This is a genomic window from Bacillus cereus group sp. MYBK227-1 (assembly GCF_051916325.1).
In the GTDB taxonomy this organism is placed as follows: domain Bacteria; phylum Bacillota; class Bacilli; order Bacillales; family Bacillaceae_G; genus Bacillus_A; species Bacillus_A cereus.
Genome location: NZ_JBQAGK010000002.1, coordinates 882390 through 902063 on the forward strand (window position 1 = coordinate 882390; position 19674 = coordinate 902063).

Sequence of the window (19674 nt, forward strand, 5' to 3'; positions counted from 1 at the left end):
GGATAAATATAAAAAGAGGATTTTCTAGTACAGTATGAAGATCCTCTTTTTTATATTAAAATGGTAGACGAATTAATGACTTGAGCTGTTGTTTAAATGATATACGATGCTTTTTTCTAATTCCTTAGTTTGTTCTTTTTCCCATGTACGAACAGCATCTACTGGAATTTGTGTATGTTTTAACCAATCTAGAATTAAGTGTAGTTGTTCTTGTATTTGACCAATGTTTTGCTCCTTTATGTTCTTATTCTGAATTCTATTAATTAATTGAAGCATATAGGGAAGTTTTTCTATACATTCGCTTAAATCTCCGCAATAACCTGAAGGGAATTCATGTGTACCAAATTCTAAAGTATGGATGTAATTAGAAACTAGGTATATCATAGCTTCTTGTTCGGTATCACCACCTAATTCAATCGCTTTTCGAAGGAATTTTTCTAAATCGTCATCTTTATTGCTAGAGTCCATATAAATTCCTATCCATCTAAAAGGTCTTGAATCAATCGGGTTGTTTTCTGTCCATCTATATAGAATGTCAATTAGAAAACTATTTAGTGAGAAAGTTAAGACCTCATCTTTTTCGTTTAATGCATCTAAAATAGTAAACAACGAAATGGAAAACTCTTCTTGATCTTTTGATTCCCATTTCTTTGCATTTGAAATAAATGTCTCTAAATGTTTATAAGCTAATTTTCGAAGTCCCGCTTCGCGATGCTGACAGTAACAAATAAAATCATGCCAATGTTCATTTGTATTCATATGTATAATAATAGTTTGTAATGCAGTGAGAGGTTTATCCATTATAAGTCCCCAATCTATTAAGCACGTGTTGAAAATTTAGTGTTATTATATCATTACATAAATTAAAGTGGGAAGAATTTAAGATGGATTTTATTGGTCGCGGGATCCAAATGATTGGTAATGTAGCAGTTCTAACAGGACTCATTATAGACTTTGAAGATGAAACGTAAAAAAAAGTTATTATGTTTATCTGGATATTAAGGTAATGCAATATTAGTATTTATTTAATTTTTAGAAAACATAGACTACAACATTAATAAATGGTATAATTTCCTTGTTATTGGAATTAAAATGAAAATATTAGAAGAAAAAGGATAGGGTTGGTTTTAATGGGGGATTCTGATCACAAAGAAACAAAGGCAATATTAAAGTTATGGTTTATTTATATACCACTTGCATTTGGAGAGTTTGTCTTTTCGAATATCATAGATTATTTAAAAAAATAAAGATTTTGCATTTGAAAAACAATTAACCTAATTTAATTGTTTTTTTATTTTTCTCTAATAAACCAAACAAAAATAAAGATTTTGAACAAGATGAAGTTTATGAAGGAAATAACGTTGATTAGGTGCTGAAAACGGGAATCATTCAAGCATGGTAATTCGCCATTTTTATAGCTTCCTATAGTGAAATGTTATGTTCACATCATATGTATACGATATTTGTAACTTAATATAGCATTACTGGAACTTCAAAATTAGTAGTTAAGGTTGCTACCTTTTAGAGTGCTATAGATATATATAACTTAGCTAAAAAGCAAAAATCATATAATTTGCGCTTTTTATTATCCGTTTTTTGGTAAATGATTATAGTTTTTGTCACATTAATACTGTACGATACATAGTATAAAACACATACTGTATGACATATAGTAATGGAAATGAGGTGAGTGAATGGATACTTTATTAAACTCGTTAATTACTGAGTTAAGAAGAGGGACATTAACGTTAGCTGTTTTAAGTCAATTAAGAACGCCGCAGTACGGATATTCACTTGTCCAGTTATTGGAGCAATCAGGGATTACAATTGATCAAAGTACTTTATATCCACTACTTCGCCGATTAGAAAAGCAGGAGTTAGTGACGAGTAGTTGGGATAAAACAGAGAGTAGACCTCGTAAGTATTATGTTTTAAGTGAATATGGATTAGAGATATTTTTACAATTAAAAAAGCAGTGGGTAAAGGATTCGAAAGAACTTTATAACTTATTAAAGGAGGAGGACGAAAATGAGTTTGATTGATATGTATGTCCATGAAGTTGAGAAGAGATTGCCTGAACAAAATCGTGAAGATATTACACTTGAACTACGGTCAACAATAGAGGATATGTTACCAGACGATTATAATGAGGAAGATGTGAAGAGTATACTCGAAAAATTGGGAAGTCCAGTTTCATTGGCTAATGGGTACTTGGATAGACCAATGCATTTAATTGGACCACGTTATTTTGATGTATATACGACGCTATTAAAAATGATTATACCAATTGCAGCTGTTATTGCGCTCATTTCAATAGTTGCAGAAAATTTTATAGGCTATAATGGTGATCAAGCGGTATTAAATGTTATTTTACAATTGATAGGTAAAGGTATAGGGGAAATTTTTGAAGTGGGTCTCCATGTATTTTTCTGGTTAACACTTGTATTTGCTATTTTAGAAAGAACTGATAAAGAAAAGGATCCACACCCATTAACAACAAGCTTAAAAAAATGGACACCAGATGACTTGAAAAATGTTTCGTATATCCCGAAGAAAAAGGCGATTTCAAAGTTTGAAGTTTTTGGAGGTTTAATGTGGACAGCAATATGGGCTACACTTTACTTTTATGCGAATCATCTTGTAGGCGTATATCATGGTACAGAAAACGGATTGAAGTTTGTCGCGCCAACGTTTAATCAAGATGTTTTGCTTCAATATTGGCCCCTAATTTTGGTTATGATCGTTTTCGAAGTAGCTATATCACTTTATAAGTTAGTACAGGGACAATGGACGAAAAGGTTGGCAATTGGAAATGCTATTCTTCAAGTAGTCGGAACAATCATATTCATTGTAATTGTAGTAAATCCACATTTATTAAACGCAGGATTTATTACGTATTTGGCAAATGCATTTACTATTTCCCCAGAGGAGTTTAAAACGTGGCTCATTGGGGGAGGAATTTTCTTCTACATGTTATCTGCTGCAATAAATATACTTGATGGTTTCCGAAAAGCTAGTATTCGTATGTAGATAAAAATCGGAAATTTCGATAAAATAAAACTATTGAAAAGATAGTGAAATAAGATGAACATGATGAAAGGAAGAAAACAATGATAAGGGAAGCAACGAAAAGAGATTTAGCATACATTTTAGATATTTATAACGATGCGATACTTTATACAACAGCTGTATATGCGTATAAACCTGTAACCCTTGAAAATAGAATAGATTGGTATGAACAAAAAAAGGCTGAAGGGTATCCAATTTTCGTATATGAATTAGATAATAAAGTAGTAGGATTTGCGACATTCGGCCCATTTAGAGCGTGGCCTGCTTATAAATATTCAGTTGAACATTCTGTGTATGTAGATAAGGCATATAGAAAAAATGGCATTGGGTCTTCATTAATGAAAGAATTAATCAAAATTGCAAAGGAAAGAGAGTATATGACCTTAATTGCTGGAATTAATGCAGAGAATGAGAAAAGTATTGCCTTGCATCAAAACTATGAATTTATTCATGCAGGAACAATAAAAAAAGCTGGTTATAAGTTTAATAAATGGCTAGATTTAGCTTTTTATCAGCTGGAACTTAACGGTCCTGAAAATCCTATAGAAGAATAAATATTTTTCGGTAGCAAGAAAAAATTCATGCTACCTTTTTCTTATTTTAATAGCTAATGAAAAGTTTTTTTACATTCAATGTTGAAATATTAGAAGTTAATATAACGATATAAAAAGAGGGATGGAAATGGAAACTGTTATAAATAAAATAAAAGAGGTACAATCTAATTATGTGGGAATGGCAATTTATTCTACAAAAGATAATCGGATAGTTGCTTCATATAATAATGAATTAAATATTCCGTTAGCATCAGCAGCAAAATTAGTCATTGGATTTGTAGTAACGCAAATGGTGAAGGAAAATAAACATAATTGGAATGATATACTTCATCACATTAAATTTAATCCGCATGAAGATAGTGCGCAGTTATATCCGCATTTACAAGGAAGAACTTCTTTAACACTTAGTCAAGCGGTAGAGGTAATGATTGCTTGTCATGATAGTTGCGTTGCACAGTCAGTTGTAATGCACTATGGTGGATGGGATGCTGTGAAAATGTACGCACAAACGTACTTTTCAAAAATTTATATACAAGAGAATGCTAGAGATGAGAAAAATGTTGGAGAATTAAGTGAAGTTCTTGCCCTTTTCATACAAACCTTTCAAGGTTATAAATCAGAACCAGAATTATGGGAACCAATTATTAGCGGCATGGTAAGACAGCAAGGAGAGTATGAAGAAATCCCATATTATCATTTAGCTCATATGACAGGTGGATTACTCACAGCTACAATAAATATTGGTATTATAGGAATGTTTAACGAATTTCCGCTTCTTTATGTGATGGGGGGAAAAGATTTACCGAATCGACGTGAAAATAAAGAGGTAGATGAAGCTTTTGCAGCAGTTTTAAAGTACATATACAAAGAATATAGTGAAAGCATGCTAGGAGTGAGCGATTGAAAAGAAACTTAAAGACTTCAACAATCATTATTTTAATTTTAACGATTATTGCTCTTGAAGTTGGAATCGCACTATATGATCACAATTTGTCATTAGATACAATTTACTTTGCAGCGATCCTTATTTGTATTGTATTGCTTTTTGGCACACGTGTTTCTGGAGAGAAAGAAAGTACATCGCAACGAGGAAGAAGAAAAACAGCTCTTATATTTTGGCCATCTATTTTATTGTCTATCGTTTGTTTTGCGGTTATAAGTTACATAAGGGTAGGATATGTCTCTGTACCAGGTATAATTAGCTTTTCATGCTTTGTTACATATGGTGGATTCGTATGTATTAGTATTTTAAAGAGAAAAAATAAAATGTAGATTACTAAGCTGAAAGGAAGCAATATAAATGAAACATATAAAGAACGGTACACGTACTGAAGGAGAATATATTAAAAATAAAGTTATTCAATATAATATGTCCATCTTAACAGATGAGGCAAGACAGACGATGGAAGAAGTACGCCTCGTAGTAAAAAATGAAGAAGGAAAAATTTTTGGTGGCGTAACAGGTACGATGTATTTTTATCACCTTCATATCGACTTTTTATGGGTTGATGAATCAGTTCGTCATGACGGTTATGGCAGCCAACTTTTACATGAAATTGAAGGGATTGCGAAGGAGAAAGGGTGTAGATTAATATTGCTAGATTCATTTAGTTTTCAAGCACCAGAATTTTATAAAAAGCACGGTTACAGGGAGTATGGTGTCGTTGAAGATCATCCGAAAGGTCATAGTCAGCACTTTTTTGAAAAGAGATTATAATAATATTATGTATACTGATTGATGGAGGGAAGCATATGTACACGTATAAATTGCAACAAGAACAACCAATCTGTGCAGAAAAAATAAAGAAGCTTTATGATTCTGTCGGTTGGTGGCCAGAAAGAAAAGAAGTCGATATTGAAAAAATGTTAAAGAATAGTATAGCCATTGGAGTATGGGAAGAAAATGAATTAGTTGGATTTGCTAGAGTCGTTTCTGATGGTATTTTTCGAGCATACATTGAAGATGTTGTCGTACATGAGAGTGTAAGAAATAAAGGTATTGGAGAGAAGATGCTTACAATGTTACTCGAGGAAATATCTCATATTCATATTGTGAGTCTATTTTGCGGAGAGAAGCTAATAAAGTTTTACGGTGAGCAGCAATTTCAAGCAACGAAGCAAATTGTGATGCATCGTAATCAAACAGGGAAAGAATAAGAGGTGCCAATTAAAATGAATGCAACAAGAGCGTACTGTTTATCGAAAAGAAAGGCGACAGAAGATTCTCCAGATGGTTGGAGTGCAACATGTATGAGGCTTAATAATAAAATATTTGCGATAGTAAATCATGAAGAAGGCGAAAAAGCTGCGATTACATTGAAGTGTGATCCAGAAGTCGCATTAAGAATAAGAGAAGATTATCCAGAAACCATTATTCCAGGGTATCATATGAATAAAAAACATTGGAATACTGTTTATATTCATAAGGATATAGTGCAGGAGCAAATTAATAAAATGATTGATTGGTCGTATGATTTAGTACTACAATCATTTTCAAAGAAAAAGCAGCAGGAGTTAATGGATTAATATGTATTAGGAGTGTGTGTAATGAAAGATTCGATTAAAGATACGTATGATAAATTAGCGAGTACATATAAAGAAAATCTAGATTTCGCAAATCCATATAACAGTTATTATGAAAGACCGGCGATGATGGAGCTTATTCCAAAGGAACTAGAAGGAAAAAAGATACTAGATGCTGGATGTGCAGCTGGATGGTATACTTCTCAATTCATAAAAAGAGGAGCAAATGTTACAGCAATTGATGTAAGTCCTGAAATGGTAAAAGCAGCAAAAGAAAATATAGGAGAAGAAGCAACGTTCCTTTGTCATGATCTGCAAGAAACATTGCCATTTAAAGATAATACATATGATGTGATTGTAAGTTCATTAACTCTTCATTATATAGAAAATTGGAATCAAGTATTTCAAGAATTTCGTCGTGTATTGAAGCCAGGTGGAGAACTTATATATTCTATTCATCATCCTTTTATGGATTTCACAAAGTTTCCATGTGAAAATTATTTTGAAAAACAGTTATTAATAGATACTTGGGTTAAACCGAATATTACTATTGAAGTCAAGTTTTTTAGAAGATCATTACAAGACATACTAAATGAAACTACAAATTATTTTGTATTAGAAGAGATAGTAGAACCGAAGGCAATTGAAAAAATGAAAGAAGTAGACGAAAAATCATATTATTATCTAAATACGAATCCACATTTTCTTATCATTAAAGCAACTAATAAATAGCTAGTAAAATAACTTTGTTTTACTAGCTATTTACAGTTTTACATTACATATTAGGGGACTTTAAAATGAATACGAAACGAAATAGAGTAGTATATGCACTATTTACTATAGTTGTTATTATTTTAGGTCTTAGCTCAAGAAAGTTTTCTTTTGCACTACCACATCTATTAAATGATTACTTAGGCGATGCTTTATGGGCATTAATGATTTTCACTGGCTTTGGATTTTTGTTTCCTAAAACAGAGACGAAGAAGTTGGCTTTTATTAGTTTAATGTTTTGCTACGGGATTGAAGCGAGCCAATTGTATCATGCGGAATGGATAGATAGCATGCGTGCAACGACTTTGGGCGGACTCGTGTTGGGATACGGTTTTTTGTGGAGTGATTTAGTGGCCTATACAATTGGTGTTGGAGTGGGAGTACTGTGTGAGGTTATTTTTCGGAAGACATAAGAATTGTAAAAGGGGTATTGGTAAATGGAACAAGCACTGGAAATTGCAAAGTTTTGGTTTCAAAATGAACATGTCACAGCTACTGTAATTCAACAAAAAGTAGCGAAGGTTATATGCAAGAATAAAGAGTATATTTTAAAGAAAACAGGATCAATAAAGCAACTTCTAGTTGAATTCGATGTTTTGAAGCAACTGTATGAAAAGGGAATTAAAGTACAGAGAGTAGTAAAGACAGAAAATGATGAACAATATGTATTATATAAAGAAAAATATTATTGCTTATATGAGTATGTTGCCGGAAGTGTTTTAGAAATAAAAGATACGAATAAGCTGGAAAGGCTAGCAAGTACAATTGGAGAAGAAATAGCTAATCTGCACAAAGCATTACATTCGGTGAATAGTGACCATGAGTTAATAAAAAGAGATTTATATAAGATGGTATTTGAATGGGCTATACCGATTTTAGAAAAGAATGAGTATGTTCATCGAGAGGTAATTCAAAAGATGGAGCGAATGCACGCAGCTTTCAAGGAAACAGTCCATCCATTACCGAGACAAATTATTCATCGTGATATGCATCTATCAAATGTAATCTTTAAAGATGATAAACTGGAAGGGTTTATAGATTTTGAGATTTTAGAAAATAATGTAAAAATATTTGATTTATGTTATTGCTGTACAAGTATATTAAGCGAGCTATTTAGTGATGAAAGATTAAGAGGGAAATGGTTACATATCGTTAGCAAAGTCTTTGAAGGTTATTATAAACAAAATGATTTAACGAAAGAAGAACTACAAGCCATTTGGTATGTTATGCTTTCAATTCAAATTATCTTTATTGCTTATTTTGTCCAGTTACCAGATTCATTAAAGTTAAATGAAGAAATGTTCTTCTGGATTTTCGCTAATAAGGAAACTATTGAAGAAGTTATAGAAGGTATCGTAAAGGTATGAAAAAAATAATATTAATTGGTTCTGGTGGTTCAGGAAAATCTATATTAGCAAGGCAGTTAGGAAATAAATTAAATATTAAGGTGTATCATCTTGATGCATTATTTTGGAAACCGAATTGGGAAGGTGTTCCGAGAGAAGAACAAATAACAGTTCAAAATAACTTAATTAAAGATGAGAAATCGATTATTGATGGGAATTACGGCGGGACGATGGGTATAAGACTGAATGCAGCTGATACAATTATCTTCCTTGATATTCATAGAACAATTTGTGTTTATAGGGCTTTTAAAAGAATTGTAAAATACCAGAATAAAACAAGACCAGATATGGGCGCAGGATGTGAAGAAAGATTTGATTTGCAATTTTTTAAATGGATATGGGAATATCCTAATGCTAAACGACCTACAATTTTAAAAGAGTTAGAGCAATTGCCGGAAGAGAAAAAGGTTATTGTTTTAAAATCTCCAAATGAGGTTCGGAAATTTTTAGAGCACATATAATTATAGAATGTAACACAAAAATTCTTTGTGAATCTTACCGATTAGTTTAATAAAACTAATCGTTTTTTATTATGAAAAATTTAACGCTTTTTGAAAATTGTATTTTGTAATGAGTATATGACTTTAATTTCATATAAAATGAACGTTTGGAGGAATAGAAAATGACTAACGATTTAATTCAACTAATCGATTCATTAATGGTCAATATTCCAGCTGGAGAGGTAGTATTAAGAGATGATCGAATAAAAAAAGAATGGCTAGTACAAATTCAACCATTTCTTCTTGCAAAGTATGCTGTAACAATGGAACTATATGATGCTATTACAAATAGTACATTAAATAATTTTGATAAAAATCATAAACCAGTTGTCAATATTTCATGGAAAGATGCCATTGCGTTTTGTAATGTACTTTCAAAAAAAGCGGGATTAAAAGAATATTATTCTATTAGTGATGGTGGTCAAATTGTGAAATGTAATTTAGATTCAAATGGCTACCGATTACCATCTGAGGCGGAGTGGCAATATGCATGTAAAGCAAGTACAACCGGATATACATACGGGAAACTTCATGATATAGCGTGGTATAATGAAAATTCAAATGGAGAGATTCATGACGTTGGCCAAAAAGAACCGAATGCATGGGGACTTTATGATATGCTAGGGAACGTTTGGGAATGGTGTTATGATTTGTATGATGAAACAGTGTACGGATCATACCGCATTTTTCGTGGTGGTAGTTGGGCTGAAACAGCGAGAGGGTGCGGCGCTACTTGTCGTCGTCGAAGCCATCCTACATTTCATATAGATGATCTCGGTTTTAGACTTGCTAGGTCAATTTAGTAGGAACATGATACGAACAGCTAGGAAAAGAGTATGGAGAGAATCCGTACTCTTGCCAACATAGAAATGATTTAACGTAAGGAGTGTTTATTATGGCGCGTGTTTTATTTATTAATGCTGGATCAGAAGGACATATAAATCCAACTTTACAAGTTGTAGATGAATTGATTTCGCGTGGTGAAGAGGTCGTTTATTTTTCAATAGAAGCTTTCAGGGAGCGGATTGAGAAGACAGGTGCTACTGTACGAACGATTGATGATCAAAAATTTATAAAAGCGTTTCTATCTGGAGGCAGAAATTATTTACAGGAAAGAATAAATGGCCTTCTACATACAGCGGATATTGTCATACCTAGCGTTCTAGAACAAATTGAAGGTGAACATTTTGATTACATAATTCATGATTCTATGTTTGGCTGTGGCCATTTAATTGCTCAAATCCTTAAACTTCCAGCCATAAATTCATGCACATCTTTTGCGCAGGATGAAAAATCCTTTGAGCAAATGTTAGGTCATCTATCAAAAAATATCCCAGTAGAAATTTATGATAAAATACAGAATGATTTTCAAAACTTAACGAAGGGAATTGCTGAAAAATATGGTGTTGAAATAAAATCATCGTATGAAGTTTTCTGTAATCCTGCACCCCTTACTATTGTATATACAATTAAGGAGTTCCAGCCTTTTGGTGATACGTTTGATGAAACATATAAATTTGTAGGACCATCTATCTCTGCACAAATGAAAAACAGAGACGTTGATTTTACTTTAATTGAAGAAAAAAGTCCGCTTTATATTTCATTAGGTACTGTTTTTAATGAAGCGATTGACTTTTATAAACTGTGTATGAAGGCCTTTGAGAATAGTGAGCATACAATTGTTATGTCTATTGGTAGTAAAACAAAAATAAGTGATCTAGGCGAAATTCCTAAAAACTTCATTGTGAAAAACTATGTACCCCAAACTGAGCTGCTTACATATACGAAACTATTTATTACACACGGCGGGATGAACAGTGCGCATGAAGGACTGTATAACGGGGTTCCGCTCGTTGTAATACCGCAAAGTGCAGATCAGCCAGTAGTCGCAAAGCAAGTGGAGAGTCTTGGAGCAGGAATAAAATTACAAATGCAAGGATTAACTGCGGATCAACTAAGTGAAAGTGTAGAAATGGTATTAAATAATCCGTCATTTAAAGAAGTTGCTTTGAATTTGAAGAAATCTTTCCAAAAATCAGGTGGATATAAGGAAGCTGTTGATGAAATTTTTATATTTGTAGGTCAGTGAAAAAATGAAATTATACATTAGAAAAGCATCTAAATAGGATGCTTTTTATTTAACTTTATAATTCTTATTTTTAATATCTAGTATGGTTAAAACTAAGGCACTGAGAGATATAAGTATAAGAATAAAAGTTAACCAGTTAAATGTATTGTCAATTATGAAGTAAAGATGATAGATAAATATATTCGAATTTTATTTTAAAATGTTAGGACTTAGTTTTACATGTTAGTAATAATTTCACTGTTTCTGCACAACTTCTGCACATACTCAGGTAATTTCTATGTCATGATATATTCATAAAGTGAAATATTTCACAAGAAAAATATAATTTCACTGCGGTGTATGCATAATTAACACATACATCGGTACAAGTTTGTCTCTTGTTATTCTTTTACATCAAAGCCCACATTCCACTACAAAGTATAACAAGAAGGAGACATGAACATGAATAATCGATTTTTAAAACAACTACAAAATATGAAAATGAACAAAAAAAGTTTAGGAGCTGTAGCATTAACAGCTGGAATTATTAGTACGACACTTATTCCTCAAAATGCTTATGCGCACGGTTTTGTTGAAAAGCCCGGTAGCCGATCCGCTTTATGTAGTTCAACTTATGGTGCGCTAAATGTAAACTGTGGAAGTGTTATGTATGAACCACAAAGTTTAGAAGCTCCAAAAGGTTTCCCACAAGGTGGTCCAGTAGATGGACAAATTGCTTCAGCAGGCGGAAAATTTGGTGGTATTTTAGATCAACAAACAGCAAATCGTTGGTTTAAAAATACAATCACTGGTGGGGAAAATACATTTACTTGGAAGTATACTGCGCCTCACTTAACGAGTAAGTGGCATTACTATATTACTAAAAAAGGATGGAATCCAAATAAAGCGCTAACAAGAGCAGATTTTGAACCAATTGGAACTGTACAACATGATGGTTCTGCAGCTTCAAATAATTTAACTCATAAAATCAATGTACCTACTGATCGTAGTGGATATCATGTGATTTTAGCAGTATGGGATGTAGCTGATACAGCAAATGCATTCTATAATGTAATTGATGTTAATCTTATTAATGATGTGAAACCAGACATAGAAGCGCCAAGTATTCCAAATGGACTTCAGACGCAAAAAGTAACAGCAAATAGTGTAGAACTAACATGGAACGCTTCTACGGATAATGTAGGGGTAAAAGGATATCAAATCTTCCGTAACGGAGAGATGATTGATACAGTAATAGGCACTCATTTTATTGATAAGAAATTACAACCAAGCACAGAATACTCTTATACTGTAAAAGCAATTGACGCAGCTGGCAATGTATCGAAGGAAAGTACAGCGCTTACAGTAAAAACAACAGTTGAGATTCCAGATACAGAAGCACCAACACAACCAAAAGGATTACATAGTATGGGAACGACAGCGTCAAGTGTGGATTTAATGTGGAGTCCATCTGACGATAATATTGGTGTAGACCATTACGATATTTATAGAGAAACAGAAGGATCAATGAAAAAGATTGCAACATCCAATACAACTTCTTATATGGATAAAAATCTGCTCGCTAATACTACTTATAAATATGTAGTAAAAGCTGTTGATGTAGCTGGAAATGAATCCGTACAGAGTGATATATTCACAATTACTACAAAAAACGAAAGCGCTTCATATGAAGCGTGGGATGCAAAAAAAGCATATAAAAAGGGAGATAGAGTTCTACACGAAGGAAAAGTATATGAAGCAGTCCAGAGTTATCAAGGAAATGGTGATCCGAACTGGATTTATGCATTATCATTATGGAAAACAGTGTAAGCTTTACCTAGATATGAACTAAGAGATGATGGGCTTTGATTTCAAAAGAGAATCTGGAGAATTCACTTTTCTATTTATAAAAAAGGGTAGTGTATGAATACATAAGATTCATATACTACCCTTTTTATTATGATAACATTTTCGTCATAAGTATATGCGGAATGCCATCTTCCATAAATATATCAGAAGAAGTTTCATAACCTAATTTTTTATAAAATCCTTCAGCTTGTGTTTGCCCGTGTAGTTTCACTTTTGTAGCTTGTTCGTTACGAGCAATTTCTTCTAACGTTTGAATGATGACTTTACCTAATCCGTATGTACGATAATCTTTTAAAATGCAAATACGTTCTAATTTTCCGACGCCATCAACAAATCGTATACGCCCTGTACCTACAGGAAGCTCATGATAATAAACTAAAATATGTTTACATTGCTCTCCGATTTCATCGAATGTATCGAATTCATCTGTAAGAGGAACACCTTGTTCTTTTACAAATACTTCTTTTCGAATATGAAAGGCAGTTTCTAAATCAGTAAGTTCTGTTATAAGTTTGGATTGCAAAATGTTCAGTCCTTTCTAGTGTAATCTGTTTGCGTTTTCCTAGTATATCATAATAAAGCACTATTAAGAGAAGAAGAACATACTAAAAAGCCAACTTTAAAAAGTTAGCTTTTATTACAATTTCTTTATCCCATTTTTAGTACCAATAATTGCTGTACTCGTCATACTTATAAACAACCCTGTTTCAACTACACCAGTAATCATTTTTAATTGGGTGTGTAAATGGACAGGATTAGAAATATGATTAGGGAATATACAATCGATAATCATGTTATTGTTATCGGTTATATAGGTTTCATTGTTTTTCAAACGTAATGTTGTTTGACATCCAAAAGACTGAATTTTATTTTCGGTTTGTTTCCATGAAAAAGGGATGATTTCAATAGGTAATGGAAAAGTACCTAAATGTGTTACAAGTTTCGATTCATCAGCAATGATAATTAGTTTTTTAGAGGAAGAGGCAACGATTTTTTCACGAAGTAATGCACCGCCACCGCCTTTTATAAGTTGTAAATTTGAATCAATTTCATCCGCTCCATCAATTGTAAGATCAAGACTTTGTACGTCGTTTAACGAAATTAGGGGGATATTTAGTTGCTGTGCTAATGCTTCAGTTTCCTTTGATGTTGGTACAGCTTGAAATGATAATCCTTCTTTTACACGCTCACCTAATTTTTGTATTGTCCAATATACAGTAGAACCTGTACCAAGCCCAATTTTCATGCCATCGTTTACAAAGTTAGCAGCATATTCGCCAGCGAGCTGTTTTAAATTCATCGCTTTACTCCGCCGGACGTGGCCCAGCATCAAGACCTGAATTTTCAACTGTAAGTACCGGACGAACGACTATATCTTTATGTACACGCATTTGACAAGATAATCGTAAATGATCTTCAATTCCTTTTTCCGTCATTGCATGTTTCTCATTCGCACTCGCTTCACAGAAATCACCTGCTAGTATTTCTACTCTACAAGTTGTGCAACGTGCATTCCCGCCGCAACGATGAAGAATGTTGACACCGCTATCTTCAATTGCTAATACTAACTTCGTTCCTTCTTTTACATCAAATGTTCCCGCACCTTCAATTGTTAATTTTGGCAAATTTGTTCCTCCTCACGTAAAATTGTACATAACATATTTATGACCGCGAATTATTGAACATAAACATTATTTTTTTATATCCCCGTAACTTTTTTTAATGTTGAATCGTTTATTAAGTAAGCGCTGAAAAGGAGTGGTTATTTTGTGCACAAAAGTAACTCATGTTTTAAAGAACCATATCGATATGAATCATTCAAATATAAACTTTTTAATTGAACAATATGGAGAGTTAAAAAGATACTGTACTTTTTTAACGAAAAACAAATGGGATGGGGAAGATCTCGCCCAAGAAACAGTGTGTAAAGTGCTTCAAAAATATAGAAATAAAGATATTTGTATGACACTCGTCTATAAAATAGCAAGAAATCGTTGGTTAGATCAGATAAAGTCTAAGTCTGTTCATGAAAAAATAAGAGAACAAATCACTTTTGAAGAACCACATGAGAACATTGCAGATTTGCATGAAATGGTAGGGAAAGTATTGTCTTCATTAAATGTACAGCAATCCGCAATTTTATTATTAAAAGATGTTTTTCAATATAGTATCGCTGATATTGCTAAAGTGTGTTCTGTATCAGAAGGTGCAGTAAAGGCTTCTTTATTTCGGAGTAGAAATAGGCTGAAAACTGTAAGTGAAGAAGGGATTGAGATAGTCGAATTCACAGAGGATATTGAAGTTGTTGTAACATCTATTCGTGAGGAAAGACCAGAATTGTTAACGAAACTTCTTCCGACAATAGATTTTACTAAGTTACCATCTAAACAGCCAGTGTTATTATTTAATGTGAAAAAACCTTCTTCCTACAGTTGTATGCTTTGCGCAGCATAACAAGTATTGGAGGGATTTAAAATGAATGCAATTCCATATGTAGTAGAACAAACAAAATTAGGAGAACGTTCCTATGATATATATTCAAGGTTATTAAAAGACCGTATTATTATTATCGGCTCAGAAATTAACGATCAAGTAGCGAGTAGTGTCGTAGCGCAATTATTATTTTTAGAAGCAGAAGATGCAGAGAAAGATATATTCTTATACATCAATAGCCCCGGCGGTTCAACGACAGCAGGTTTTGCAATATTAGATACGATGAATTTAATTAAACCAGATGTGCAAACGCTGTGCATGGGCTTTGCAGCATCATTTGGTGCATTGTTATTATTATCAGGTGCAAAAGGAAAACGATTTGCACTCCCAAATAGTGAAATTATGATTCATCAGCCGCTTGGTGGTGCACAAGGGCAAGCAACAGAAATTGAAATAACTGCGAAGAGAATATTAAAGTTAAAGCATGATATTAATAAAATGATTGCAGAAAAAACGGGGCAACCGATTGAAAGAGTAGCACATGATACAGAAAGAGATTATTTTATGACCGCAGAAGAAGCAAAGGCATATGGGATTGTAGATGATGTTGTTACGAAAAAATAAGTTAAAAACAGGCTAGAGGATATGCGAACCCTCTAGCCTATTTTTATTAATCTTTTACCCATTCATCAACTAGCGCTTGATTGTTCTTAATCCATTTTCGCGCCGCTTCTTCGGGATCTTTCGTTTTATTTAACTCGACCATTAATGTACCAAGCTGTTCATCGTTCATTTTCCATTTATCAAAGTATTTTATGATATCCGGATGATCTTTTTCGAAACCTTTACGAACAGAGTAATAAATGTCATCTTTTTCACCATATACTTTCTTAGGGTCTTTTAAATATTTTAAGTCAAATTCTGAAAAACCCCAATGCGGATTCCAAAGCGTAACAGCGATTGGTTTCTTTTTCGTATATGCTTTCTTTAATTCACTCATCATCGCAGCTTCAGAAGATTGGACAAGTTTTAGTTTTATATCATATTCTTTCATTGCTTTATTCGTTAAATTCATAAGACTACTTCCGGGTTCTATACCGACAATTTTGTTATCTAGTTCATCTTTATGCGCATTTAAATCCTCGATACTGTTTATGTTTTTCATATAAGAAGGTACGACAAGGCCGAGTCCGGTACCTTCATACCATTTTGACTTTAAGACAATATCATCTTTATAACGATCGTTTAGCGGTTTATCCGTAACGGGTAGCCATACTTCTAAATTCGCATCAACATCACCGCGAGCGACACCAGTCCAAATTGCCGCTTTTTCTAAATACATGAGCTCAACTTTATAGCCTTTTTGTTCTAATAGAACTTTCCACATGTTCGCAGTTGCAATATTTTCTTTCCAACTTGTTACACCAAGTTTAATTTTTCCTTTCGAATTTGCATTTGTTGCATTACATGAAGTGAAAATCATAGTAATAAATAATGCAAGGCATATAAACCAAATTTTCTTTCGCATCGAAAACCTCCTAAGAAACGTTTGCCTCTTTAAATAAATGTATAAGTAAGCATTCTTATTATGAACGGAAACGAGAATTTTAAAGAATTCTTATGAATGTCATTTTTATGTAATATTTCTTTGTAAAATCGCAACACTATGTGAATAGATGGGTAGAAAAGGAGTAGTGACATGGATAATACAAAGGTGCGTGTTGAAAACGTAACAAAAGTATTCGGGAAACACCCGCAAAGAGCCCTTTCCTTATTAAAAGAAGGAAAAAGTAAATCAGAAATTTTGAAAGAGACAGGAATGAACGTTGGTGTGAAAAAGGCAACGTTTGAAGTTTACTCTGGAGAGATTTTCGTTATTATGGGTTTGTCTGGCAGCGGGAAATCTACGCTAGTTCGTATGTTAAATCAATTGATTAAACCAACTGCAGGTCATATATACATAGATGGTGAAGACATCGCAACGATGGGAAAAGAAGAGTTACGGAGAGTAAGAAGAACGAAAATGAGTATGGTATTTCAGAAATTTGCTCTATTTCCGCATCGTACAGTTATACAAAATGTTGCATATGGTTTAGAAATACAAGGAGTTCCGGTTGAAGAGCGAGAGAAAAAAGCGTTAGAATCGCTACAGTTAGTAGGACTCGATCATCATAAAGATAATTATCCAAGTCAACTTAGTGGTGGTATGCAGCAGCGCGTTGGAATCGCAAGGGCACTAACGAATAATCCAGATGTATTACTAATGGACGAGTCATTTAGTGCATTAGATCCACTTATTCGAAAAGAAATGCAAGATGAATTGTTAGAGTTACAAGATAAAATGGAAAAAACGATTATATTTATTACGCATGATTTAGATGAAGCGCTTCGAATTGGAGATCGTATTGCATTAATGAAAGATGGAGAAATCGTCCAAATTGGAACGCCAGAAGAAATTATGATGAGCCCCGCAAATGAATTTGTAGAAAAGTTTGTTGCGGACGTGAATTTAGGAAAAGTAATTACGGCTGAGTCTATTTTAAAACGACCAGAAACTTTATTAATTGATCGTGGACCTCGTGTGGCTCTTCAAATTATGAGGAATGCAGGCGTCTCAACTGTATATGTTGTAAACAAAAAGTATGAGTTTTTAGGTATATTAACTGCGGATGATGCGAGTAAAGCAGTACAAAAACAGTGGCCGATTGCTGATTTATTACTTAATGATATTCCGCATGTGTATTTGGATACTTTACTGGAAGAGACATATGCAAAAATGGCAGAGATGAAATATCCCTTACCAGTAATCGATGAGAAGAAAAGGCTAAGAGGAATTATTAAACGTGAAAGTGTCATTCAAGCTCTTGCAGGAAACATTGAGGAAGAGGTGAAAGACGATGAATAGTATACCACGTATTCCATTAGGGGAATGGGTCGACTCATTTGTTGCAAGTTTATATGAGCACTTTGAAGGCTTATTCCGAGGATTCTCTTATATTATTGGTGGATTCGTTGATTTACTCACTAATTTTTTAACAATAATACCAGCCATATTGATGATTATTATCTTGTGTTTCTTCATTTGGTACACAACGAGGAAATTATCTTTAGTCATTTTTACGCTTATTGGATTATTATTCATTTTGAATATTAACTACTGGGCACAAACGATGCAAACATTAGCACTCGTACTTACGTCTGTTATTATTTCAATTATTGTCGGAATTCCAATTGGTATATTAGCATCTCAAAATGAACGTTTCTCAAAATTTTTAAAACCAACACTAGATTTTATGCAAACAATGCCTGCATTCGTATACCTTATTCCAGCGATCACATTTTTCGGAGTAGGTGTAGTACCTGGAATTATTGCATCAGTAATCTTTGCAATGCCACCGACAATTCGTTTTACGGACTTAGGAATTAGACAAGTTCCAGAAGATTTAATTGAAGCAGCGAATGCATTTGGATCCACTGCATCACAAAAACTATTTAAAGTACAATTACCACTTGCAACCGGAACGATTATGGCTGGTGTGAACCAAAGCATTATGCTTTCGTTATCGATGGTTGTAACAGCATCACTTGTAGGAGCTCCAGGACTTGGAGTTGATGTATATCGCTCTGTAACACAAGTTAATATCGGAATGGGCTTTGAAGCTGGATTAGCTATCGTAGTAATCGCAATTATATTAGACCGTATTACACAAGGGTTCCATACGAAAAGAAAATAATGACCAAAAGACACACTTTTATAATACAAAGTGTGTTTTTTATTGCATCCAGATCACATACGAACGATAACAGAACCTCCAGCTGGTGCGCAAACTTGGTTTTGTTGTTGTTCCATTGATTTGATGAATTGATTATTTTCCTCGATTAATGAGATTAATTTAGTTAATTGATTTTCAAGACTTGCGATACATTGCATCATATATTGTGAATCATGATGCAATGTATTCCTTACAGGATGGGGGGAATAAACATACTGTTGATTTATATTTGGATTCCAATGAGGATGCATTTGAATCGTTCCCCCTTCAATAAATTACGGATCTTTCTTATAGTAAATGCCTATATATATTTAATGGTTACTTGAAATTTTTTCATTATAAAAGGAGTATGTACAGAAAATGGAAAATATTATATATGAAGTTAAAGTACATTTTTTGAAAAGATTCAAGCGAGATAGTGCGTATATTAATACATTTAAGTGAATGCATGTTGTTTAGGGAGAAATGATGGGAGGAGATGCAATTTTGGCTAAAAATAAAAAAAGAAATGATGCTTTGGCAATAGGTGTCGGTATAGGGGTTGTAATCGGTGTATTTCAAGGGCACTTTACAAATAATTTAGTAATCGGAATTGTGATTGGGATTATAATTGGGATTGCGTTTTTGAAGAAATAATGAGATGTAAATTCATTTCAAAAATTGTTGTATCAAAAGAATGAAAATTCGGAATACGAAACCTGTTTTTCC

General features: G+C 33.2%; 26 protein-coding genes. 20 read left to right on the forward strand and 6 right to left on the reverse strand.

Features of this window, described 5'->3' with window-relative positions; translation table 11 throughout:
* Positions 1-72 precede the first annotated feature (72 nt).
* Positions 73-801 carry a hypothetical protein gene (locus ACTFRM_RS11595; protein ID WP_322372910.1) on the reverse strand — a complete coding sequence of 243 codons (729 nt, stop codon included), beginning with the start codon at positions 799-801 and terminating at the stop codon, positions 73-75.
* 893 nt (positions 802-1694) lie between these two features.
* Here ACTFRM_RS11595 and ACTFRM_RS11600 point away from each other — a divergent pair.
* The 15 genes from ACTFRM_RS11600 to ACTFRM_RS11670 all read left to right on the forward strand — a co-directional run bounded on the left by ACTFRM_RS11600 (position 1695) and on the right by ACTFRM_RS11670 (position 12721).
* Entirely contained in the window at positions 1695-2042 is a 348-nt protein-coding gene (locus ACTFRM_RS11600) for a PadR family transcriptional regulator (protein WP_000380296.1), read from the forward strand.
* Positions 2029-3030, forward strand: coding sequence for an HAAS signaling domain-containing protein (locus ACTFRM_RS11605; protein WP_440043313.1), 1002 nt, complete (start codon positions 2029-2031; stop codon positions 3028-3030). The genes ACTFRM_RS11600 and ACTFRM_RS11605 overlap by 14 nt, the downstream gene beginning before the upstream one ends.
* Before the next feature lie 80 nt (positions 3031-3110).
* Positions 3111-3623, forward strand: a complete 513-nt coding sequence (locus ACTFRM_RS11610) for a GNAT family N-acetyltransferase (RefSeq protein WP_100651710.1) — start codon at positions 3111-3113, stop codon at positions 3621-3623.
* Positions 3624-3750: 127 nt separating this feature from the next.
* Positions 3751-4527 (forward strand): serine hydrolase, encoded by a 777-nt coding sequence (locus ACTFRM_RS11615; protein ID WP_440043314.1) that lies wholly within the window; start codon positions 3751-3753, stop codon positions 4525-4527.
* Positions 4524-4895, forward strand: coding sequence for a hypothetical protein (locus ACTFRM_RS11620; RefSeq protein ID WP_078386548.1), 372 nt, complete (start codon positions 4524-4526; stop codon positions 4893-4895). Before ACTFRM_RS11615 ends, ACTFRM_RS11620 begins: the two co-directional genes overlap by 4 nt.
* A 28-nt stretch (positions 4896-4923) precedes the next feature.
* Positions 4924-5340, forward strand: coding sequence for a GNAT family N-acetyltransferase (locus ACTFRM_RS11625; protein WP_000680537.1), 417 nt, complete (start codon positions 4924-4926; stop codon positions 5338-5340).
* Between the two features lie 35 nt (positions 5341-5375).
* Entirely contained in the window at positions 5376-5780 is a 405-nt protein-coding gene (locus ACTFRM_RS11630) for a GNAT family N-acetyltransferase (RefSeq protein ID WP_060852057.1), read from the forward strand.
* Positions 5781-5795: 15 nt separating this feature from the next.
* Positions 5796-6149: an MmcQ/YjbR family DNA-binding protein gene (locus ACTFRM_RS11635; protein WP_000994621.1), complete on the forward strand. Its 354-nt coding sequence runs from the start codon at positions 5796-5798 to the stop codon at positions 6147-6149.
* A 21-nt stretch (positions 6150-6170) separates the two neighbouring features.
* The gene (locus tag ACTFRM_RS11640; protein ID WP_000655262.1) at positions 6171-6878 is read left to right on the forward strand and encodes a class I SAM-dependent methyltransferase; all 708 of its coding nucleotides are present in this window, start codon (positions 6171-6173) and stop codon (positions 6876-6878) included.
* 65 nt (positions 6879-6943) lie between these two features.
* Entirely contained in the window at positions 6944-7330 is a 387-nt protein-coding gene (locus tag ACTFRM_RS11645) for a DUF2809 domain-containing protein (protein ID WP_078386549.1), read from the forward strand.
* Positions 7331-7354: 24 nt separating this feature from the next.
* A complete protein-coding gene (locus ACTFRM_RS11650; protein WP_078386550.1) occupies positions 7355-8284 on the forward strand; it encodes a phosphotransferase enzyme family protein in 930 nt (309 codons plus the stop codon).
* Entirely contained in the window at positions 8281-8784 is a 504-nt protein-coding gene (locus tag ACTFRM_RS11655; protein ID WP_440043316.1) for a DNA topology modulation protein, read from the forward strand. Before ACTFRM_RS11650 ends, ACTFRM_RS11655 begins: the two co-directional genes overlap by 4 nt.
* Positions 8785-8945: 161 nt before the next feature.
* Positions 8946-9626 carry a formylglycine-generating enzyme family protein gene (locus tag ACTFRM_RS11660; protein ID WP_060852061.1) on the forward strand — a complete coding sequence of 227 codons (681 nt, stop codon included), beginning with the start codon at positions 8946-8948 and terminating at the stop codon, positions 9624-9626.
* A 92-nt stretch (positions 9627-9718) separates the two neighbouring features.
* Positions 9719-10912: a macrolide family glycosyltransferase gene (locus tag ACTFRM_RS11665; RefSeq protein ID WP_440043317.1), complete on the forward strand. Its 1194-nt coding sequence runs from the start codon at positions 9719-9721 to the stop codon at positions 10910-10912.
* 441 nt (positions 10913-11353) lie between these two features.
* Positions 11354-12721: a lytic polysaccharide monooxygenase gene (locus tag ACTFRM_RS11670; protein ID WP_078401752.1), complete on the forward strand. Its 1368-nt coding sequence runs from the start codon at positions 11354-11356 to the stop codon at positions 12719-12721.
* Between the two features lie 127 nt (positions 12722-12848).
* On the opposite strand, the gene ACTFRM_RS11675 is transcribed toward ACTFRM_RS11670, so the two are convergent.
* The 3 genes from ACTFRM_RS11675 to ACTFRM_RS11685 all read right to left on the reverse strand — a co-directional run bounded on the left by ACTFRM_RS11675 (position 12849) and on the right by ACTFRM_RS11685 (position 14385).
* On the reverse strand, positions 12849-13283 hold the full coding sequence (locus ACTFRM_RS11675) for a GNAT family N-acetyltransferase (protein ID WP_001190882.1): 435 nt from the start codon (positions 13281-13283) through the stop codon (positions 12849-12851).
* Between the two features lie 114 nt (positions 13284-13397).
* Positions 13398-14060, reverse strand: a complete 663-nt coding sequence (gene rpiA / locus ACTFRM_RS11680; protein ID WP_440043318.1) for a ribose 5-phosphate isomerase A — start codon at positions 14058-14060, stop codon at positions 13398-13400.
* 4 nt (positions 14061-14064) lie between these two features.
* Complete coding sequence (locus ACTFRM_RS11685; protein WP_001125388.1) at positions 14065-14385, reverse strand: 2Fe-2S iron-sulfur cluster-binding protein; 321 nt, start codon at positions 14383-14385, stop codon at positions 14065-14067.
* 142 nt (positions 14386-14527) lie between these two features.
* On the opposite strand from ACTFRM_RS11685, the gene ACTFRM_RS11690 reads away from it, so the two are divergent.
* Both ACTFRM_RS11690 and clpP read left to right on the forward strand, forming a co-directional pair.
* Positions 14528-15214, forward strand: coding sequence for an RNA polymerase subunit sigma-70 (locus tag ACTFRM_RS11690; RefSeq protein WP_006924302.1), 687 nt, complete (start codon positions 14528-14530; stop codon positions 15212-15214).
* A gap of 21 nt (positions 15215-15235) precedes the next feature.
* Entirely contained in the window at positions 15236-15817 is a 582-nt protein-coding gene (gene clpP, locus ACTFRM_RS11695; protein WP_000991610.1) for an ATP-dependent Clp endopeptidase proteolytic subunit ClpP, read from the forward strand.
* A gap of 46 nt (positions 15818-15863) precedes the next feature.
* Here clpP and ACTFRM_RS11700 read toward each other — a convergent pair whose 3' ends face one another.
* On the reverse strand, positions 15864-16721 hold the full coding sequence (locus tag ACTFRM_RS11700; protein ID WP_001227631.1) for a glycine betaine ABC transporter substrate-binding protein: 858 nt from the start codon (positions 16719-16721) through the stop codon (positions 15864-15866).
* 171 nt (positions 16722-16892) lie between these two features.
* Between ACTFRM_RS11700 and ACTFRM_RS11705 the strand changes: the two genes are divergently transcribed.
* Positions 16893-18098 (forward strand): quaternary amine ABC transporter ATP-binding protein, encoded by a 1206-nt coding sequence (locus tag ACTFRM_RS11705; RefSeq protein ID WP_000370606.1) that lies wholly within the window; start codon positions 16893-16895, stop codon positions 18096-18098.
* On the forward strand, positions 18091-18927 hold the full coding sequence (locus tag ACTFRM_RS11710) for an ABC transporter permease (RefSeq protein ID WP_001084759.1): 837 nt from the start codon (positions 18091-18093) through the stop codon (positions 18925-18927). The genes ACTFRM_RS11705 and ACTFRM_RS11710 overlap by 8 nt, the downstream gene beginning before the upstream one ends.
* Before the next feature lie 53 nt (positions 18928-18980).
* Here the strand turns inward: ACTFRM_RS11710 and ACTFRM_RS11715 are convergent, their stop codons facing one another.
* Positions 18981-19217 (reverse strand): hypothetical protein, encoded by a 237-nt coding sequence (locus ACTFRM_RS11715; protein ID WP_322372907.1) that lies wholly within the window; start codon positions 19215-19217, stop codon positions 18981-18983.
* 217 nt (positions 19218-19434) lie between these two features.
* On the opposite strand from ACTFRM_RS11715, the gene ACTFRM_RS11720 reads away from it, so the two are divergent.
* On the forward strand, positions 19435-19602 hold the full coding sequence (locus ACTFRM_RS11720) for a hypothetical protein (protein WP_000508401.1): 168 nt from the start codon (positions 19435-19437) through the stop codon (positions 19600-19602).
* Positions 19603-19674 lie beyond the last annotated feature (72 nt).

Coding starts and splice junctions, on each gene's coding strand:
- ACTFRM_RS11595 (WP_322372910.1), bottom strand. CDS start 801: ATGGATAAACCTCTCACTGCATTACAAACTATTATTATACATATGAAT.
- ACTFRM_RS11600 (WP_000380296.1), top strand. CDS start 1,695: ATGGATACTTTATTAAACTCGTTAATTACTGAGTTAAGAAGAGGGACA.
- ACTFRM_RS11605 (WP_440043313.1), top strand. CDS start 2,029: ATGAGTTTGATTGATATGTATGTCCATGAAGTTGAGAAGAGATTGCCT.
- ACTFRM_RS11610 (WP_100651710.1), top strand. CDS start 3,111: ATGATAAGGGAAGCAACGAAAAGAGATTTAGCATACATTTTAGATATT.
- ACTFRM_RS11615 (WP_440043314.1), top strand. CDS start 3,751: ATGGAAACTGTTATAAATAAAATAAAAGAGGTACAATCTAATTATGTG.
- ACTFRM_RS11625 (WP_000680537.1), top strand. CDS start 4,924: ATGAAACATATAAAGAACGGTACACGTACTGAAGGAGAATATATTAAA.
- ACTFRM_RS11630 (WP_060852057.1), top strand. CDS start 5,376: ATGTACACGTATAAATTGCAACAAGAACAACCAATCTGTGCAGAAAAA.
- ACTFRM_RS11635 (WP_000994621.1), top strand. CDS start 5,796: ATGAATGCAACAAGAGCGTACTGTTTATCGAAAAGAAAGGCGACAGAA.
- ACTFRM_RS11640 (WP_000655262.1), top strand. CDS start 6,171: ATGAAAGATTCGATTAAAGATACGTATGATAAATTAGCGAGTACATAT.
- ACTFRM_RS11645 (WP_078386549.1), top strand. CDS start 6,944: ATGAATACGAAACGAAATAGAGTAGTATATGCACTATTTACTATAGTT.
- ACTFRM_RS11650 (WP_078386550.1), top strand. CDS start 7,355: ATGGAACAAGCACTGGAAATTGCAAAGTTTTGGTTTCAAAATGAACAT.
- ACTFRM_RS11655 (WP_440043316.1), top strand. CDS start 8,281: ATGAAAAAAATAATATTAATTGGTTCTGGTGGTTCAGGAAAATCTATA.
- ACTFRM_RS11660 (WP_060852061.1), top strand. CDS start 8,946: ATGACTAACGATTTAATTCAACTAATCGATTCATTAATGGTCAATATT.
- ACTFRM_RS11665 (WP_440043317.1), top strand. CDS start 9,719: ATGGCGCGTGTTTTATTTATTAATGCTGGATCAGAAGGACATATAAAT.
- ACTFRM_RS11670 (WP_078401752.1), top strand. CDS start 11,354: ATGAATAATCGATTTTTAAAACAACTACAAAATATGAAAATGAACAAA.
- rpiA (WP_440043318.1), bottom strand. CDS start 14,060: ATGAATTTAAAACAGCTCGCTGGCGAATATGCTGCTAACTTTGTAAAC.
- clpP (WP_000991610.1), top strand. CDS start 15,236: ATGAATGCAATTCCATATGTAGTAGAACAAACAAAATTAGGAGAACGT.
- ACTFRM_RS11700 (WP_001227631.1), bottom strand. CDS start 16,721: ATGCGAAAGAAAATTTGGTTTATATGCCTTGCATTATTTATTACTATG.
- ACTFRM_RS11705 (WP_000370606.1), top strand. CDS start 16,893: ATGGATAATACAAAGGTGCGTGTTGAAAACGTAACAAAAGTATTCGGG.
- ACTFRM_RS11710 (WP_001084759.1), top strand. CDS start 18,091: ATGAATAGTATACCACGTATTCCATTAGGGGAATGGGTCGACTCATTT.
- ACTFRM_RS11715 (WP_322372907.1), bottom strand. CDS start 19,217: ATGCATCCTCATTGGAATCCAAATATAAATCAACAGTATGTTTATTCC.
- ACTFRM_RS11720 (WP_000508401.1), top strand. CDS start 19,435: ATGGGAGGAGATGCAATTTTGGCTAAAAATAAAAAAAGAAATGATGCT.